17 protein-coding genes are annotated in these 17544 nt (G+C 47.3%); 16 read left to right on the forward strand and 1 reads right to left on the reverse strand.

All coding sequences use genetic code 11. From position 1 onward, the window contains the following. Nucleotides 1–7: 7 nt before the first annotated feature. The 4 genes from J2736_RS18105 to J2736_RS18120 all read left to right on the forward strand — a co-directional run bounded on the left by J2736_RS18105 (nucleotide 8) and on the right by J2736_RS18120 (nucleotide 3505). On the forward strand, nucleotides 8–1756 hold the full coding sequence (locus tag J2736_RS18105) for an ABC transporter ATP-binding protein (protein ID WP_310499992.1): 1749 nt from the start codon (nucleotides 8–10) through the stop codon (nucleotides 1754–1756). A 544-nt stretch (nucleotides 1757–2300) separates the two neighbouring features. Further along, nucleotides 2301–2621 (forward strand): ArsR/SmtB family transcription factor, encoded by a 321-nt coding sequence (locus J2736_RS18110; RefSeq protein ID WP_310499993.1) that lies wholly within the window; start codon nucleotides 2301–2303, stop codon nucleotides 2619–2621. Continuing rightward, entirely contained in the window at nucleotides 2614–3057 is a 444-nt protein-coding gene (locus J2736_RS18115; protein ID WP_310499994.1) for an SRPBCC family protein, read from the forward strand. The genes J2736_RS18110 and J2736_RS18115 overlap by 8 nt, the downstream gene beginning before the upstream one ends. 13 nt (nucleotides 3058–3070) lie before the next feature. Beyond that, on the forward strand, nucleotides 3071–3505 hold the full coding sequence (locus tag J2736_RS18120) for a cupin domain-containing protein (protein WP_310499995.1): 435 nt from the start codon (nucleotides 3071–3073) through the stop codon (nucleotides 3503–3505). 74 nt (nucleotides 3506–3579) lie between these two features. Here the strand turns inward: J2736_RS18120 and J2736_RS18125 are convergent, their stop codons facing one another. Continuing rightward, entirely contained in the window at nucleotides 3580–4773 is a 1194-nt protein-coding gene (locus J2736_RS18125; RefSeq protein WP_310499996.1) for an MFS transporter, read from the reverse strand. Between the two features lie 230 nt (nucleotides 4774–5003). Between J2736_RS18125 and J2736_RS18130 the strand changes: the two genes are divergently transcribed. From J2736_RS18130 to J2736_RS18185, 12 genes are all read left to right on the forward strand, one after another. Continuing rightward, nucleotides 5004–5447: a MarR family winged helix-turn-helix transcriptional regulator gene (locus J2736_RS18130; RefSeq protein WP_310499997.1), complete on the forward strand. Its 444-nt coding sequence runs from the start codon at nucleotides 5004–5006 to the stop codon at nucleotides 5445–5447. Nucleotides 5448–5534: 87 nt separating this feature from the next. Next, nucleotides 5535–6494 (forward strand): ring-cleaving dioxygenase, encoded by a 960-nt coding sequence (locus J2736_RS18135; protein ID WP_310499998.1) that lies wholly within the window; start codon nucleotides 5535–5537, stop codon nucleotides 6492–6494. Beyond that, nucleotides 6491–7099, forward strand: a complete 609-nt coding sequence (locus J2736_RS18140) for an alpha/beta hydrolase (RefSeq protein ID WP_310499999.1) — start codon at nucleotides 6491–6493, stop codon at nucleotides 7097–7099. Before J2736_RS18135 ends, J2736_RS18140 begins: the two co-directional genes overlap by 4 nt. Before the next feature lie 34 nt (nucleotides 7100–7133). Beyond that, nucleotides 7134–7745: a flavin reductase family protein gene (locus J2736_RS18145; protein ID WP_310500103.1), complete on the forward strand. Its 612-nt coding sequence runs from the start codon at nucleotides 7134–7136 to the stop codon at nucleotides 7743–7745. A 289-nt stretch (nucleotides 7746–8034) separates the two neighbouring features. Next, nucleotides 8035–8223, forward strand: a complete 189-nt coding sequence (locus J2736_RS18150; protein ID WP_310500000.1) for a hypothetical protein — start codon at nucleotides 8035–8037, stop codon at nucleotides 8221–8223. A 138-nt stretch (nucleotides 8224–8361) separates the two neighbouring features. Further along, entirely contained in the window at nucleotides 8362–8985 is a 624-nt protein-coding gene (locus J2736_RS18155; RefSeq protein ID WP_310500001.1) for a TetR/AcrR family transcriptional regulator, read from the forward strand. A gap of 61 nt (nucleotides 8986–9046) precedes the next feature. Beyond that, nucleotides 9047–12157: an MMPL family transporter gene (locus J2736_RS18160; RefSeq protein ID WP_310500002.1), complete on the forward strand. Its 3111-nt coding sequence runs from the start codon at nucleotides 9047–9049 to the stop codon at nucleotides 12155–12157. Nucleotides 12158–12289: 132 nt separating this feature from the next. After that, on the forward strand, nucleotides 12290–12508 hold the full coding sequence (locus J2736_RS18165; protein ID WP_310500003.1) for a hypothetical protein: 219 nt from the start codon (nucleotides 12290–12292) through the stop codon (nucleotides 12506–12508). 1 nt (nucleotide 12509) lies between these two features. After that, nucleotides 12510–14060 carry a spore germination protein gene (locus J2736_RS18170; protein ID WP_310500004.1) on the forward strand — a complete coding sequence of 517 codons (1551 nt, stop codon included), beginning with the start codon at nucleotides 12510–12512 and terminating at the stop codon, nucleotides 14058–14060. Nucleotides 14061–14078: 18 nt separating this feature from the next. Then, entirely contained in the window at nucleotides 14079–15179 is a 1101-nt protein-coding gene (locus J2736_RS18175; RefSeq protein ID WP_310500005.1) for a GerAB/ArcD/ProY family transporter, read from the forward strand. Then, a complete protein-coding gene (locus tag J2736_RS18180; protein WP_310500006.1) occupies nucleotides 15163–16389 on the forward strand; it encodes a Ger(x)C family spore germination protein in 1227 nt (408 codons plus the stop codon). Before J2736_RS18175 ends, J2736_RS18180 begins: the two co-directional genes overlap by 17 nt. A gap of 207 nt (nucleotides 16390–16596) precedes the next feature. Beyond that, complete coding sequence (locus J2736_RS18185; protein ID WP_397341052.1) at nucleotides 16597–17529, forward strand: ABC transporter permease; 933 nt, start codon at nucleotides 16597–16599, stop codon at nucleotides 17527–17529. The last annotated feature ends 15 nt before the right edge of the window (nucleotides 17530–17544 follow it).

Below are 17544 nucleotides of genomic sequence, written 5' to 3' on the forward strand. Positions count from 1 at the left end.
GATTATTTTGTCTAAACCGACAACGGCAAGACGACTGATTTCCTACGCGCTCGTCTACAAGTTCAGAATTCTCGGTGCGCTGCTGATTCTTTGCTGTTCAGTAGCTGCCGAGCTGGGCGGGCCTTATATAACGAAAACAATTATTGATAAATACCTCTCCACCGGTGCTCATGAAATGGCGCCTGTGCTTAAATTGCTCGGTATCTATTTGGGATTACTGTTGGCAGCGGGACTATGTAATTATTCGCAGGCCTATATCCTCCAATCTACCGCTCTGCAAATTATTAAAAACATGCGGATGGATCTGATGGCGCATATTCAACGCATTTCGTTGCGTTACTTCGATAACACACCGATCGGTCAGGTTGTATCGCGTATCGCGAATGATACGGAGGCTGTTCGTGATCTCTTTATGAGCTTCATGGCAACTTTCGTTGTAAGCATGCTGCAACTAGTCGGGATTTACATCGCACTTTTCCTATTGGATTGGCAACTAGCGTTGTTCTGCTTAGTGCTGCCGCCGATATTTGTGGTGATTATGTATATTCATCTCAAATATTCAAAAGTCTTTATCACCATTATGCGTGCTAGACTCAGCGATATGAACGCGATGATCAATGAGTCGATTGTCGTGATGCCGATCATTCAGGCTTTTCGTCGGGAGAAAGTTACACTGGATGAGTTCGAAGTGCTGAACATGGATCGTTATGTGAACCAGCGGAAACAATTTCGGATTTACGGCCTTTCCACAAGGAATATTGTTGGAACGATCGGAAGTTTGGTGACCGCGATGGTGATTTGGTATTTTGGTGGAAAATCGTTAGAAGCCGCTATTTCCTTCGGAGTATTTTATGCGTTTATCGACTATTTGGGTCGGATTTTTCAACCGATTATCGGGATATTCGATCAGTTGACGAATGCGCAGCGGGCTTTCGTATCAGCGGAGAAGGTATTCACTATTCTTGATATGGAAGGTCAAGATGTAGAAAAAACGGATCACATTCGCCGTCCTGAGGGGATCGTAAAGTTCGATAATGTTACCTTCGCTTATAAAGAAGGCGAGAACGTATTGAAGGGCATCTCCTTTGAGGCGCGAAAAGGGGAAACGATAGCCTTAGTTGGGCACACGGGATCAGGTAAAAGCTCTATTCTGAACCTGCTTCTAGGCTTCTACGAGCCGAATGAGGGCACCATCACGATTGATGGGCATAACATCAAGGGAATGTCGAAACAGGCGCTGCGCAAGCATATGGGGATCGTGCTGCAGGATCCGTTCCTGTTCGCGGGGGACATCAAGTTCAACGTGAGCCTGTACAATTCCGATATCTCGTTGGACAGAGTGAAGACTGCACTGCGTGATGTTGGAGCAGCTGGCTTTATCGAGCAGCTGCCGAAAGGCTACGACGAGCAGGTCGTAGAGCGGGGAAGCACGCTGTCCTCCGGTCAGCGGCAGTTGATCTCGTTCGCGCGCGCCTTGGCGTTCGACCCGTCGATCCTGATACTCGATGAGGCCACGGCCTCCATCGACAGTGAGACGGAAGGGCTCATTCAGCGCGCGCTGAAGGTGGTTAGCGAAGGGCGGACGACACTCGTCATCGCGCATCGGTTGTCCACGATCCGCGATGCGGATCAAATTCTTGTGCTGCACCGCGGCGAAATCGCCGAGCGGGGCAATCACGACACGCTCATGGCGCTTGGCGGGCGCTATGCGAAAATGTATCAACTGCAGAAGGGATCTTCAGCAGTTGTAGGGTAAGGCAGGGCGCTTCCTCGGTTGATGGGGAAGCGCCTTTTTTGTGTGCGGGTTCGCTGCGCCCACAGGTGCAGGCGTCTCAGGGGAGTGGTGGAGTGGCTTCTTCTCTGATGCTCATCCTGGCGTTGCCCGTGGCTCTGGATGCCAGCAGTAGCGTCAATTTTAACGCTGAAGCGACCACTCCTCCCACCCAATGCCCTCGGCGTCAGCCTCCACCATCGTCAACCGTCGGATTAACTGGAAAACCTCCATCTATTTTCTTCTAAAAAGCTGATAATCAACAATTAGATGGAAAACCTCCAGTTAAATTCGCCGATTTTAGGATTTGTTGGCAAATACAACCAAAATAACTACAAGAAATACAGTTAAGTTCTTTAAAGTGAGCAAAGTGGCGAAATTAAATGTACTTTTTACAGTTAAAATACGAGCGTGAGATGGAATTGTGGGCAAGGGAGTAGTGGATAGCGAATAGCTTAGTGTGTAGAAGTAGATATTTATTTACAAATTTTGTTTGACATGCAACTAAATTGTTGCATATAATAGGCGCATGGACAAACTTTTTAAAGCACTTGCAGACGGAACACGTAGAGAATTACTAGACATCCTGTTCGTGAATAACGGACTATCCTTAACAGATCTCTGTCAGCAAATGACGATGAGTCGTCAAGCTGTTACCAAGCACCTTTTGCTGCTGGAGGAGGCGAATCTGGTTACGGTCATATGGCATGGCCGCGAGAAGCTTCATTATCTGAACCCGGTACCCATCGGGGAGATTTACCATCGCTGGATCGGTAAGTTTGATCAGCGCCGAATTGAGGCATTAACCAATTTGAAGCAAGCCCTTGAGGAGGATTCGAATCATGAATAAAAAGTCTTTCGTGTACGTGACTTACATCGCTACCACACCAGAGAAATTGTGGGCGGCCTTAACGAGCAAAGAGTTTACGAAGCAGTATTTTTTTGGTCGTGAAATCATGTCAGATTGGCAAGTCGGTTCGAGCTTTCAATTAATGAATAAAGACAAGACGGAACACTACGGTGAAGTGCTTGTCTATGAGCCGTATAGCTTGCTCACGATTACTTGGAGTGTAAAGGACCCCGAAGGCGATCGGATGTCCAAAGTGACGTATGAATTAACACCATTGAACGGGACGATCAAGCTAACACTTCGCCATGAGGAGCTGTTAGAGCAGGATATTCTTAAGGATGAGGGTAAAATCGAAGGATTTAACAACGGCTGGCCTTTCATTCTCAGCAATTTGAAGAGTCTGCTCGAAACAGGCAAAACGCTGACAGCGTTCTAAGGAGGGCAAGCTGATGCGTGCAAATCAACTGAATTACTCGGTTAGCAACGCAGGGGCATTTTCTGAATTTCTAAGTGTAACGGAAGGCATGTTGAAGGGGAAAATCTTTCTGAAAGACTCCCTGCAACTGACGAGTATGGAAGTTTCACTAAATCACTTGCCCCCGGAGGGGGAAGTCCCCTTTTATCACAAGCACCAACAGAATGAAGAACTCTACATTTTTCTTCAAGGGCAAGGCCAAATCCAAGTGGACGGAAACGAAATAGATGTGCACGAAGGCACGTCCATTCGCATTGCACCTGACGGTGTGAGAGTGTTGCGGAATACGTCGAAGACAGAAGGTCTGCATTTTATTGTCATTCAAGCCAAGGAGAAAAGCCTCACCCAATGGGTGGAGTCAGACGGAATCATTCTGGAACAAGGAGTCGAATGGGCGAATACGCACTAGTTATTTACCTACAAAAAACCAGCGGTAAGCGAAGACTTATGTTTAAGTCCTAGCTTGCCGCTGGTTCGTTACACTTACTTCACCTTACGCTCCCGCAGGTAGCTCCACAGCATTAAAACAAACCCCGCCCCGGTTAATCCGGCACCGATCCAAGGCAAAGACTCAAGGCCTGTGTGCGTAATCGCCCAGCCACCTAGAAAGGCGCCGCCAGCATTGCCGAGATTCAACGCAGAATGCGTTGAAGTGGCTGCTAGTTCTGGCGCGTCTTTGGCCAGATTCATGATGCGAATCTGCAGTCCAGGCAAAATCCCAAACGCCGCAATGCCCCATATGAAGATGGTGATAATCGCAGCAACCGGGAATTGATCCGTATATGCGAATACGGCTAGGATAAGCGCTAACGCGGCGAAGTTGCCGATTAAGGACGGCATGAGCTTCCAGTCTGCCATTTTTCCGCCGAGGATGTTTCCTAGCGTAACCCCAAAGCCGAATAAAACAAGAATCCACGTCACGCTGCTCTCTTTAAACCCAGTAATGTTGATGAGAATGGGCGCGATGTAGGTGAATACTGCAAACAAGCTGCTACAGCCTAATGCCCCAATTAGGAAAACAAGCAAGAGACGCGGCTGCAGAAGTGAACGAACTTGCTTTACTAGGCTGCTGTTTGTTTTCTGAGCAATCTGTGGAATGAAAATGAGAATACCAATGAAAGAGATGATTCCCATGATGACAACGGCGCCGAAGGATGCCCGCCAGCCAAGGTGTTGACCGATGTAGGTTCCGAGCGGGACGCCAAGAATGTTCGCGATAGTTAGACCAGCCATCATCACTGAGATGGCACTAGCCCTCTTTTCAGGCCGAACAAGATTAGCTGCGATGACAGAACCAACCCCGAAGAAGGTACCATGAGCCAAAGCAGTGATTAAACGTGCTACAAGTACGATCCCATAGGAAGGAGCTAGCGCGGCTAATCCATTACCTAGAATGAAAATGAGCATTAGCACGAGAAGAAGACGCTTCTGCGGGAGTTTATGAGTCAACATAGCGAGAATCGGAGCACCGAATGCCACGCCAAGTGCGTAACCCGTGATCAATTGCCCCGCTTGCGAAATGCTAACATTCAAGTCATCGGCCACATTAGGCAGAATTCCCATAATAACGAACTCAGTCATACCGATGGCGAAGGCGCCAACCGTTAGGGAGTAAAGGGAGATAGGGAACCGATCTTTTTCGGTTACTCTCCCTTTTAAAGCTTGTGAAGTGTCCATAATTGCGTGAAACCACCTTTCTTTCTTAAAGGCTTAATCATACCACGAGTCGTATGGGAAAAGGTGTGACATTGTGTTCATTATGTTTCCATTTGTAATAAAAGGGGGATAGAGGAAAGCTAGATATAGGCGAAGTCAGAATTGAAAAATTGCCTGTTGACTTTTATCTCTAAATAAAGTATCTTTAAATTAAGATAAACGAGGCAAACAAGAAACGAGGTGAGGCAAACATGAGCGAAGCAAGAAATCATTCTCTAGATCTTTATATCGCCCTTTCTAGAGCGAGCGAGTGGGTGAACGCCCACGGGGATCGAGATATTCGCAAGCATGGACTGAACCGAACAGAGTTTGGTGTTCTCGAACTGCTCTATCATAAGGGAGCACAACCCATTCAACAAATTGGCAGTAAGGTATTGATGAGTAGTGGGAACATTACCTATGTCGTAGATAAGCTAGTCAAGAAGGAATTCGTCATACGCAACACATCGACGGAAGATCGCAGATTGATTTTTGCTGAAATAACGGAAAAAGGGAAACAATTTATTGAGGAAGTATTTCCGAAGCACGCCGAAGTGATTGAGGGGGCCGTGGCGGGGCTGACGGAAGAAGAGAAGATGATGGCAAGTCAATTGCTGAAGAAGCTCGGCAGGTATGCGCAAGAGGGATTTAAATAGAAGAACTATCCCTCGTTGCAAGTCTTGCATTTTCTCAGATCTGTTATCTTAAAATAAAGATTCTTAAATATGAAGGAGTTGGCTATTATGACAACAACAACACAACAAACCGCAGGTATCCACCACATCACCGCTTTCGTACAACATGCACAGGCAACCGTTGATTTTTATTCAGGTATTTTAGGACTACGTTTGATCAAAAAAACAATTAACTTCGATGCGCCAGAAGTTTATCATCTCTACTTCGGAAATGAAGCAGGCAGCCCAGGTACGATCATTACTTTCTTCCCTTACGCGGGATCCCGCAAAGGTCGGGTCGGCGGCGGTCAAGTAGGTATCACGACTTACGCTGTGCCAACAGGCAGTCTATCTTTCTGGGAAGCACGCCTAACACAATTCGGAGTTGCTTTTGAGAAAAATGCTCGATTCGGCGAAACGTATGTACAGTTCAAAGATCCAGATGGTCTAAAATTAGAAATTGTCGAGCGCGAGCAAGGTGCGCCAAGTCAGTGGGCATTTGGCGGCGTCTCTGTGGACAAAGCGATCAAAGGCTTCGGCGGCGCTGTCCTTTACAGCACAGCACCTGATAAAACTTCGGAACTTCTCGTGAATGTCATGGGTCTGAAAAAAGTTGGGCAAGAAGGCGCCTATGCACGCTTTACTTCCTTCGGGGACTTAGGGAACATCATCGATATCAACGTAACGCCAATGGATTACGGTGCTGGCGGAGCGGGAACAGTTCACCATATCGCATGGCGTGCGAAAGATGATGCTGAGCATGCACTATGGAGAAGTCATGTAGCGAATAACGGCTACCACCCAACACCAATCGTGGATCGTCAGTACTTCAATGCGATCTATTTCCGTGAAGAAGGCGGCATCCTGTTTGAGATTGCTACTGATCCTCCAGGCTTTGCTAGAGATGAAGCTCCGGAAGCACTTGGTGAGAAATTGATGTTGCCAGAGTGGTTCGAAGCAAGCCGTGATCAAATCGTGAAAAATCTACCGCCAATTGAAGTGCGCGTATTGGAAGGTGACCGGAAATGAGACATATCTATCAGCAAGGATCCGATGTGACTGCTCCCGTGCTCGTTCTGTTTCACGGAACGGGCGGGACAGAGAACGATCTGCTTCCTTTGGCGCAGGCGATTTCACCAACATCCTCCGTACTTAGTGTACGGGGGAACGTCCTAGAGAACGGCATGCCACGGTTTTTCCGTCGGCTAGCTGAAGGCATTTTCGATGAAGAGGATCTCATCTTCCGCACGAAGGAAGTGTACGATTTCATCAATGAAGCAGCGACAGAGCACGGCTTCGATCGCAGCAACGTTGTTGCGATCGGTTACTCGAACGGCGCGAACATTGCGGGAAGCCTCTTGTTCCATTATCCGAATGCGCTGAGAGCGGCTATTCTGCATCATCCAATGGTGCCGCGGCGTGGTATCACGCTACCCGATCTCTCAGACACGCCTGTCTTTATCGGCGCAGGCAAAAATGATCCCATCTGCTCCCCTGAGGAGTCAGAGGAGCTAGAGCGCTTACTGAGCGATGCGGGTTCGGATGTCCACGTACATTGGGAGAATTCGGGTCATCAGCTGACACGCTCCGAGGTATTTGCAGCAGCAGAATGGCTTAAAGGGCTCTCACTCTAATACTCTAATAGAAAGGGGGATCGTCTCCATGACAATGGTAGGAATCGATCCGTCAACTCAAAGCGAGCGAGATAATTATAAGCTGCTCATCGGCAGCATTATTCCGCGGCCGATCGCTTTTGTCTCGACGCTATCCACGGAAGGCGTCTTGAACGCTGCGCCCTTCAGCTATTTCACCATCGTGACGGCAGATCCCCCGATGGTTGCCGTTTCCGTGCAGCGGAAGCAGGGTGTCCGGAAGGACACCTCCCGCAACGCGGTCGAAACAGGCGCATTCGTTGTTCATATCTCGGACGAATCCTATATCGACCAGATCAACCAGAGTGCCGCTGCGCTGCCGCCGGAGGAAAGCGAAGTGACGCTGACGGGGCTAACGCCTGTCGCGAGCCGACACATCGCGGTGCCTGGCATCGCCGAAGCGAGCATCCGCATGGAATGCGTCCTCGAGCAGGTGATACCGCTCGGTGGAACACCGGACGCACCCGCGGCAGATTTACTAATCGGGCGTGTCGTTTATTTTCATATCGATGACAACTTAGTTGACAACGGTCGTATTGATGCGCAGCAGCTAAAACCAGTGAGCCGATTAGCAGGCAACTCTTATGCGAAGCTTGGTGAGCTGTTTGAGATCGATCGCCCAGTGTAAGCGAGAGACGAAACGCTTCGTTCTGAAAGCAGAACGAGAGGCGATTCGTCTCTTTTTGTGAAGAGTAACGTTATGAAAACACCTTATTTACTAGTATAAGAGAGTATTTAGGAGAATAACGTTGCTATATAGTGCTATTTGATCCAAATGGCCATATTTCTCTCGTTTTAATAGAAATAGCGCTGTTTCATCACGCTATTTCTACATAGAACTTGCATGTAATGCAAATAGCGTTATGGCACACCCTTATTACCATCAGTGGCGCCATATATGCCGGAGCCCGTTCGTGATGTTTATTATCGGACGGATCTTCATTTTGTTGATTGATTACCGCTTTAACCGCCGGAAAGTAGGCATGAAAGCAAGAATCAATACGTATATAACGAATATTGGTATTGCTGGCAGTAGAGATTTGTTTTGTTGGGGCAGCGGGCTGGCAGCGTTCTTGCTGATTCAAGGTCCGATATCAAAGCTGTAGATGTGGAATGAATAAGTTGTGTCTGACCTGTGATCATTGGCAGGTTAGGCGCTTTTTTTTATCGAAATAGCGTTGAAATGACGAAATGGGCGCTGTATAATCCAACTAAGACGTCAAATAGTGAACGGGTGTTTATTAATGCAAATTTTAAAAGATGAAGTCAAAAATAGTATCCGCCAAGCGGCCTTGGCCGAGTTCAAGAAGCATGGATATTTGAAAGCCTCCATTCGGCAAATTGCAGAAGCTGCAGGCATAACGCCAGGCAACATCTATCGCTACTTTAAAAGTAAGGATGATCTGTTTGATGAGCTCATTCAACCCATTCAAGAGCAGCTAGCCGAGGTGCTGCGGGTGTGCAAGCAAGAGGTAGATAGCACCCTGTGTACCGCATTATCTGATCATTTGCTGATTCTGCGTCGCATTGATGCTTCTTTAATGCTGCTGTTCAAAGAGTCCAGCACAGAGCTTACAATTCTTCTGAATCTAAGTGAAGGCTCTCGATTTGCTTCGGCCAAACAAGACATGATTACACTTGTGCATCAGATTATTTCTGAAGTATTTACAGCGGAGTTGGGGTCATTCGGCACGTTGTCTCAGAAAGATCAATTTGCGGCGCGCATGATTGCGACGACAATGATTGAGAGCATATGCTTGATTTTGCGTGACCATGAAGATGGCGATACGATTAAAATGCTTGTTGATGAACTGTTGTACCTGTATTGCACAGGTATTTCAGAAAAAATAAAGCTAAGCCAGTCTTAAAAATTTTTACCCCAATAATGAACGCTTGTTTACTATCAGGGTGAGTGGAGGAGAAGAGAGAATGAAATCCATTATTAAATGGCGTTGGGCGATTCTAGCCGTATGGTTGGTGGCGACGGTATTGCTGACGGTTTTCCAACCGAATGTGAACGCGATTCTTGGCCTAAGAGGACAGGATCCGTTGCGTAGCGATGCACCATCAAAGATTGCCTCAACGATTTTGAACAAAATCAATGGGGTCGAGGGCACGAGTGATATCGTGGTTTTCCATAACCCAAACAAACTGTCAGATGCCGATATGAAGGCGATCGAGGCAGGTATTACGAATTTGAAAAGCCATCAAGCTGAGCTTGGTTTCGATCAGTTGATTGATCCATTCACCACGCCGGAGGCGAAGTCATCGCTCATTTCGGGGGATGGCACAACCTTAATGGCGAGTTTCTCCTTAGACAAAAGAGGGCGCCACGTCGAGGACATCAAGAAGGAATTTGAAACTGTTTTGAAGGACGTGAAGGTGGAGTATTACCTCTCTGGAGAGGATTTCATCCAGGATGATTATATTAAAGTATCGGAGTCCGGTGTTGAAAAAAGTGCCGCGCTTACGGTTATATTTATCCTAGCTGTTCTAATCATTATGTTCCGTTCTGTCATTATTCCAGTCGTTTCCTTGCTAGCGGTCGGTATCTCGTACCTCGTGTCCATGGGGATTGCCGCGCAGCTCATTGATAAGTTCAACTTTCCTGTGACGAGTGTCACACAAATGTTGTTGATTTTGATTCTTTTCGGGATTGGGACGGATTATAACATTCTCTTATTCAATCGCTTCAAAGAGGAATTATCCCATGGTTTATCCGTGGATGAAGCCATTATTGTGACCTACCGCACAGCGGGTAAAACGATTTTCTACAGTATTTTGACCGTATTCATTGCATTTGCTGCATTAACGTTCTCGGATTTCGGTATTTATCAATCAGGGAATGTCGTAGCCATTGGTACGGCCATACTCCTGCTCCAAATTGTAACGGTGACACCATTTTTCATGAAAATGCTTGGCAATAAGCTCTTCTGGCCCTCCAAGGGAACGACTGGGCATAAAGAGAGTAAATTCTGGGCTGGCTTGACGAAAATTGCGGTAAAAAGACCGATTATTACGACCGTCATCATTCTGATTATTACGGTTCCACTTGCACTTGCGAATCATCAGAAGCTGTCTTTTGATCAGTTGAAGGAGCTGGGGAATGATCACCCATCCACGAAAGGCTTCAGCCTTGTGGCGGAGCATTTTAGCCGGGGTCAGGCGCTCCCAACCATGGTCGTTATTGAGAATGACAAACCGCTTAACACGAATGATGGTCTAGCCGCGATTGATAAGGTGACGGAGAAGCTGAAAACCATTCCAGGTGTCGATATGGTATCTAGCGTGACTCAGCCGCAAGCGAAGCCGATTGATGATTTCTATATTTCTACGCAAACGAAGACGGTTGCCGATGGCATTTCAGCCTCGCAAAACGGTGTAAATCAAATACGTGATGGACTTAAGCTGATGCAGAGTAAGCTGGAAGCGCCTGATACGTCTAGCGTTGGTCAACTGGTAGATGGCACGAGTCAAGTGCAGGAGGGCTATAGCAAGCTGACGACTGCATTGGATCAGGTGGCTGCTGGTATCTCACAAGGCGCCGGTGGCGCGGGTGAGCTAAGTTCGGGAATTGCTGCGCTGAAGGATGGCATGACTCAAGTCGCAAGTAACACGGGTAAAATCAATGATGGTTTGACGCAGCTTGGTCAAGGCTACAACGCCATGACGGATGGTTATAGTCAGATTGAGACGCAACTAGGAGGCATCCAACAAGGTTTGGTCGGCATGAATGGTTTAATTGGCGGGCTTGGCAGCAAATACAGCCAGCTGACGACAGACGCTGATTACATCAAGCTGAAGCAAACGGGTGAAAGTCTTGCTTCCGGTTTAACGCAGTTGAGCGGCGGACTGGGAGAGCTTGGCAAGAACGCAGCGAAGCTAAACAGTGCTTTTGCCGAGGCGACGCAAGGCCTGGCGCAAGTGAACGGCGCGCAGGCACAGCTAGCCGCGGGGCTTACGCTGCTGGAGAGCGGCGCAGCTGAGCTCGCCAAAGGGCTGAAGCAAGGCAGCGCGGGCAGTCGCGAGATCGCGGCCAACATGGCGAAGCTGAACGCTGCGCTAGGCAGCGTCAAAGACGGTCAGCAGAAGCTGAGCGAAGGCTTGTCGGGTCTCAGCGGCGGCATGGGCCAGCTGAAAGACGGCCTTGGTCAGAGCGGCAACGGACTCGGTGACGTGTCCGAGGGGTTGGGTAAAACGAGCCAGTTCTTGACGCAACTGAACGGCTCGAAAACGTTCTTTATCCCGAAAGAAGCGCTGTCGAGCGCAGATTTCGGGAAATCCTTGGACAGTTTCATGTCCAAGGATCGGACGATGACGAAGATGATCGTCATCTTGAAGGATGATCCGTATTCATCGGCTGCGATGGATACGATTGAGGGGATTAACGCGGAGCTGGCGGCCAGCGTGAAGGGCACGGTGCTCGAGCATGCGAAGTTCGGCGCAGCAGGCCCGAGCTCGACGACGTACGACACGAACAAGGCGCAGCTGAAGTCGTTCAACAGCACCGCGATTATTGTCATCATCGGTGTGTTCATCGTCTTGTTGTTTGTTATTCGTGCCTTCTGGCCAGCTGTCTACATCATTTTGAGCCTCGTGATTTCCTACTACGTGGCGATGACGGCGACGAATGTGGTGACGGATAAAATCATTGGTGCCGACGGGGTTTCCTCCTTCGTACCGTTCTTCTCCTTCATCATTATTATTGCTGTCGGCGTCGACTACAGCATCTTCCTGATGATGCGCTACAAAGAGCTTGGGGATCTATCGCCTTCGAAGGCGATCGTGCAAGCGGCGAAGCACATTGGCGGTGTGGTCATCTCAGCGATGGTCATCCTTGGCGGAACCTTCGCCACACTTGTGCCTTCCGGTCTCGTTCTGTTGATCGAGCTAGCCGTGGCCGTCATTGTTGGCCTCATCGTACTCTGTTTCATCTTGCTGCCGATGCTGCTGCCTGCGCTGCTAGCTATGCCAGAAGCGCTGCGGGCAAAGCGCGGCGTCAAGGCGCACAAAGTGTCGACAGAGAGTCGTACAGCATAACTTTCGATCATAGAAGTGCTTTCCCACTTTCGTGGGAGGGCACTTTTTTTGCGTGTAAAAGTTAAACACGAAGTGATGGTTGGATAAAAATAGAAGGAAAAGCAGAACCTACTCGTAAAACACATGGGGGGAATGGCTTTGATTTCACTGTTCGTTGCGCTTATTTTGTTTGTAATCGGTCATCCCAAGAAGAGCGTTCGCCAGCAAGATCGCAGAATGATGCCTGCTTATGCCTCCTTGCTGCTTATCGCTCTGATTCTTGCTGTCCTGCATGTAACGGGAACCTCTTATGTGCTAACAGCCATGATGCAAAACGTAATGACTAGTCTTGTTGAAAAGGTAGGCGGATAGTTTGTCGTTATTGGGAAAACTCCTCAAGAAATCAGCCTCTAGCGCATCACACGGACCGCCGTCTGAAGTTACTGAGGCATCCCATCTCGCAGAACAACAATTAAGTGGGAATCTCGCGAAGGACTTGCAATTAATCCTCACGGTCACTCAGCATCCATCCGATCTTATTGTTCGCGAACTTCTCCTCCAGCTGGGGGATGGTTCGGAGATTCGTGCAGCCGTTCTCTACATCGATGGCCTTGCTGAAAAGGATATTGTCCATCAATGTGTCATTCTCCCTCTGATGCAAATGGGTCATCAAGATGAGATTACCTTAACGTATATTGAGAAATTTGTGATAACGGCTAGCGGTATCAAGCGAGTGAACTCGCTCGCCGAGAGTATCAAGGGATTGCTGTATTCGAATACGCTTGTTTTACTTGAGGGCATCGCGGAAACCTTGCTCATCACTTCGGAAGGTTGGGAGCATAGATTTGTAAGCAATCCAACCAGTGAACCAATTATTCGAGGTCCTCAGGATGCTTTTAATGAAGTGCTGCGCACAAATACGGCCTTAGTTAGAAGAAAAATTAAAGATCCTAAATTGGTTCTTTTTCCGATTCAGATTGGTACGCGTACGTTGACGGATGGGGCTATCGCGTATTTGCAGGACGTAGCCAATCCAAGTATTGTTGGCGAGGTGAAGAGAAGGCTGATGGCTATCGAGACCGAGGGGATCCTAGATAGCGGTCAGCTTGAGGATTATTTGGAGGATACGCCACTCTCGCCATTCCCGCAAATTAGCTCAACAGAGCGGGTAGATAAGGCTGCTGCGGCCATCCTAGAAGGTAAAATTGTCGTTCTCGTAGACGGCACACCATTTGCTTTAACCATGCCGATTACCTTTACGGAATTCCTACTATCGACAGAGGATTACTACACAAGCTATCTCGCAGCTACGATGCTGCGTTGGGTGCGATTCTTGGCGATGATGATGGCGCTGACGCTGCCCTCCATCTATATCGCGATTACGACCTATCATCAAGAAATGATTCCGACGGAATTAATGCTTGCCATTGCGAGCAATCGCAGCGGCATACCATTCCCTGCCTTTGTGGAAGCGCTGATTATGGAAATCAGCCTAGAACTTCTGCGAGAGGCGAGTTTGCGGCTGCCGGGCACGATGGGGCAAACGATTGGTATCGTTGGCGCGCTCGTGATTGGACAGGCGGCGGTTCAGGCGAATATCGTTGGCCCTGTACTGACCATTATCGTCTCCTTTACAGCGATTGGCGCTTTTGCCATACCTAATTACAATGCTTCCTTAGCCATCCGAATGCTGCGCTTTCCTATTATGATACTAGCCGCTGTTTTCGGTATTTTTGGTATCGTATTTGGAACCAGTGCGATACTCATTCACATGATTCATCTGCGTTCTTTTGGCGTCAGTTATCTGGCAGCATTAACCCCGCAATCGCTCCAAGCAGTCGATGATTCCATTGTCTTCAAGAAGCCGGCGCAATCGCTCAAATACCGTCAATCATTTCTTGGTCCCAAGAAGCAGAAACCTTAAGTGAGAGGAGGAACATCCTTGTCATCTGCCCAACTAACAACCAAACAAATTATGATTCTTCTCTGCTTTACTGTGTTTGGTACGATTTTTTTTACACTTCCACGTACCATAACGCAGGCTTCAGGGCACAGTGGATGGCTGTCGATTCTGATAGGCAGCCTAATGATTGTCCCTCTTCTCTGGTTAATTACACAAATTGGTTCGACTATGCAAGAGATGAGCATTATCGCGTATTGCCTCAGCTTATTCGGACCCTTCTTTGGCCGCGTGTTTGCACTTTTTATTCTGGTGCCACTGATATTTCTTTCTGGTACCTCGATCAGACTTGTTTGCGAATTATTCGTTACGCTGATTCTTCCAGAAACACCACTAGAAATTATTGCTATCATGCTGATTCTTCTGCGCTATTATTTGGCGAAGGGAGGGATGCCCTCCATTGCACGGTGGGGAGAAGTCGTTATGCCTGGTGTTGTCGTACTGATCATTATTATGTTTGGACTCTCTTTTCAAAAAGTGGACATGGAGCGCATACTGCCACTTCTGAATGCTACCCCTATGGATGTGTTTCGGGGTTCTTTAGCCATTTGGAGTGTATTCTCTGAGATTAGTGTGCTGCTATTTATCTATCCGCAAATCAAGCATAAAAACAACATGTTCAAGAAGCTAATCTGGTGCACAATGATTGTTATGTTTCTATTCGAGGTTATCTTTCTAGTGACGATAGGAACATTTGGCAGTGCATATACCCAAAGGCTTATATTCCCGGTCGTTGAGTTAATCAAAGATATTGCGATCTTTGATTTTATTGAGCATTTGGAGAGTGTCTTCTTGGCGCTATGGGTATTCATTAATGTGTCAAAGGGGGCATTGACGTTCTATTCCTGCTGTATCGGTACACGAGATTGGTTCGGAACAAGGGATCATAAAGAATTGATGCTGCCCCTTTCTGTAATTATGTACTATATATCTTTATTACCCGGCAATATTTACGTGTCCATTGTTAGTTTTGAAATTGCGAAGGGAGTCACCTTTTGTTGGTTTGCCTTCATCCTTCTCCTCATTGTTTGGATAGCGGGTAAGTTGAAAGCAAGGAGAACTGCGAATGAACAAAATCATTAGAATGGTGCTGTCGCTTAGCCTCCTGCTGAGCGTAACCACAGGCTGTTGGAATCGCCAAGAACCGGATAAGGTCGAATACGTCCTTGCCGCAGGCATTGACCTGAATGATAAAGGACAAATCGTTCTTACTGTGCTTACGCCAGTGTTGGAGGCACTAAAGCCGATGACCGGTTTGAATGGGGAGCAAAAGAAGACTTTAAGTGTTGTTGGGAATACAACTTTCGAGGCTGTACGATCCTATATAAAAATAACAGGCAAAAAGCTGTACTGGTCCCATTTGCAAATCCTATTAATCGGGGAATCCGCTGCCAAAACGGATGCGCGTAATTACTTTGATTTCTTCTCGTCGGATCCGGAGCTTCGGGGTACGGCTTGTATGGCCACGGTAAAAGGACGTGCGCTGGATATGCTGGAATCCACACCAGACATTACAGCTTTGTCATCAAATTATTTGAAGGAAATTTTAAAAAACTCCAATTTGGAAGGGAAAGCTGCACAGGTGTATCTATCTGAGTTTGCTCGAAAGCTTGCCCAACCAACAGGTGCTCAGCCATTCAGTCCGATTGTACGTTTAATTGATCAAAGCGAGTACGTCAAAACAATTGTTGGTGTGAAGCCGTATGAACAGGGGGACACCAAACAATCAACGTTATTTTATGCGAATGGAACAGGCGTGTACTCGGATGGGAAGATGGTAGGGACTTTGAATGGGACAGAGACTAGGGGCTTCTTATGGGTCATGGGGAAATTAAAATCAACACTTGTCGTCGTGCCCTGTCCGGATGAAACCGATTGTCACATATCCTTGGAATTATCCGGTGAAAAGGTTAGTAAACGAAGAGTGGACTATCAGGACGGTAAGGCGAAGATTCAACTGCGAATTACCGTGGAGTTCAATATCGGAGATAAGGCGAGCACCAAGTTTAAAACAAATCCCCAAACGATCGCCTATGTCCAAGATCAATTTGCTAAAACGATACAGAATGAAGTGAAGATGGCCTTTCACAAAGTTGCCGTCGACTATCATTCGGACATATTTGCTTTCGGCAATAGTCTGGAAGATCGGAATCCTAAAATTTGGAAGCAAATTAAAGATCGGTGGGAGAATGAGATATTGCCCGAAGCCGAACTGGACATACAGGTTATCTCTAAGCTTCGCAGAACGTCAAGAACGCTCTATTCACCTTGGGTGAAGGCTGATCATTCTTAATTAGATGTAAGTGAGGAGGACGTATGATGCACGTAATGATGCATGATCGTCCTCTTTGTTTTCTCAAAAACCTAAAAAAAACACAAGTCGGTGAAAAGCCATTCCATTGTTGAAAGCGCTGCATCAGGGTAGGATAGACCTATAACATCGACGATGATGAGTGAGGGGGGCCAGAGGATGGCGGTCAACGCACAAGCGGTAAAGCAGATGAGTGAGCGTAAGCAGGTAAGTAAGGGAAAGGCCTTGCTGCGAACGTTTTGGAAGTATAGGGCGCTATATTTAATATCGCTGCCAGGCATTATTTATTTTATAGTTTTCAAATATGTACCGTTGCTAGGCTCTGTTATTGCCTTTCAGGACTACAACATTTTTGACGGCTTCACAGGCAGCAAGTGGGTAGGGCTTGAACATTTTACCCGGATGTTTGCACATTATGATTTCCTTAATATTTTGAAAAATACAGTACTCATTGGTGTCTATGATCTATTGTTAGGGTTTCCGGCACCGATTATTCTCGCCTTGCTCTTGAATGAGCTTCGCCTCGTGTTGTACAAACGTGTGCTTCAAACGGTCGTATACATGCCTCATTTCCTGTCCTGGGTTATCGTGAGCGGGATTGCGATCGGTATTCTATCCCCGTCTACAGGGGCTGTCAATCACTTCATTACTTGGTTAGGTTTTGAACCTATTTATTTCATGGGTGAAGAATCATGGATTCGGACCGTGTTGATTTCATCAGGGATTTGGCGGGATTCCGGCTATGGAACCATTATTTATTTAGCCGCGCTAGCTGGGATTAATCCTGATTTGTATGAAGCTTCCGAAGTGGATGGCGCCAATCGCTGGAGACAAACGATATCCATAACACTACCATCCTTGTTGCCGACGATTATGATTTTGTTCTTATTACACATTGGTAAATTCCTGGACTTTGGCTTCGAACGTGTGTATGTATTCTTGAATCCGCTTAACAAAGAAAGTGGAGAAATTCTAGATACGTATATCTATGCGCAGGGTCTCCAAGGTCAACAATTTAGTTATACGACTGCTATTGGACTTTTCAAAGCCGTTGTTGGCGTGATCTTTATTGTCACTGGTAATATTTTAAGCAGAAAAACAACGGGTGAAAGCTTGTACTAAGACGGAGGTGGACGC

This window comes from Paenibacillus qinlingensis (assembly GCF_031455095.1).
Taxonomy (GTDB): Bacteria; Bacillota; Bacilli; order Paenibacillales; family NBRC-103111; genus Paenibacillus_E; species Paenibacillus_E qinlingensis_A.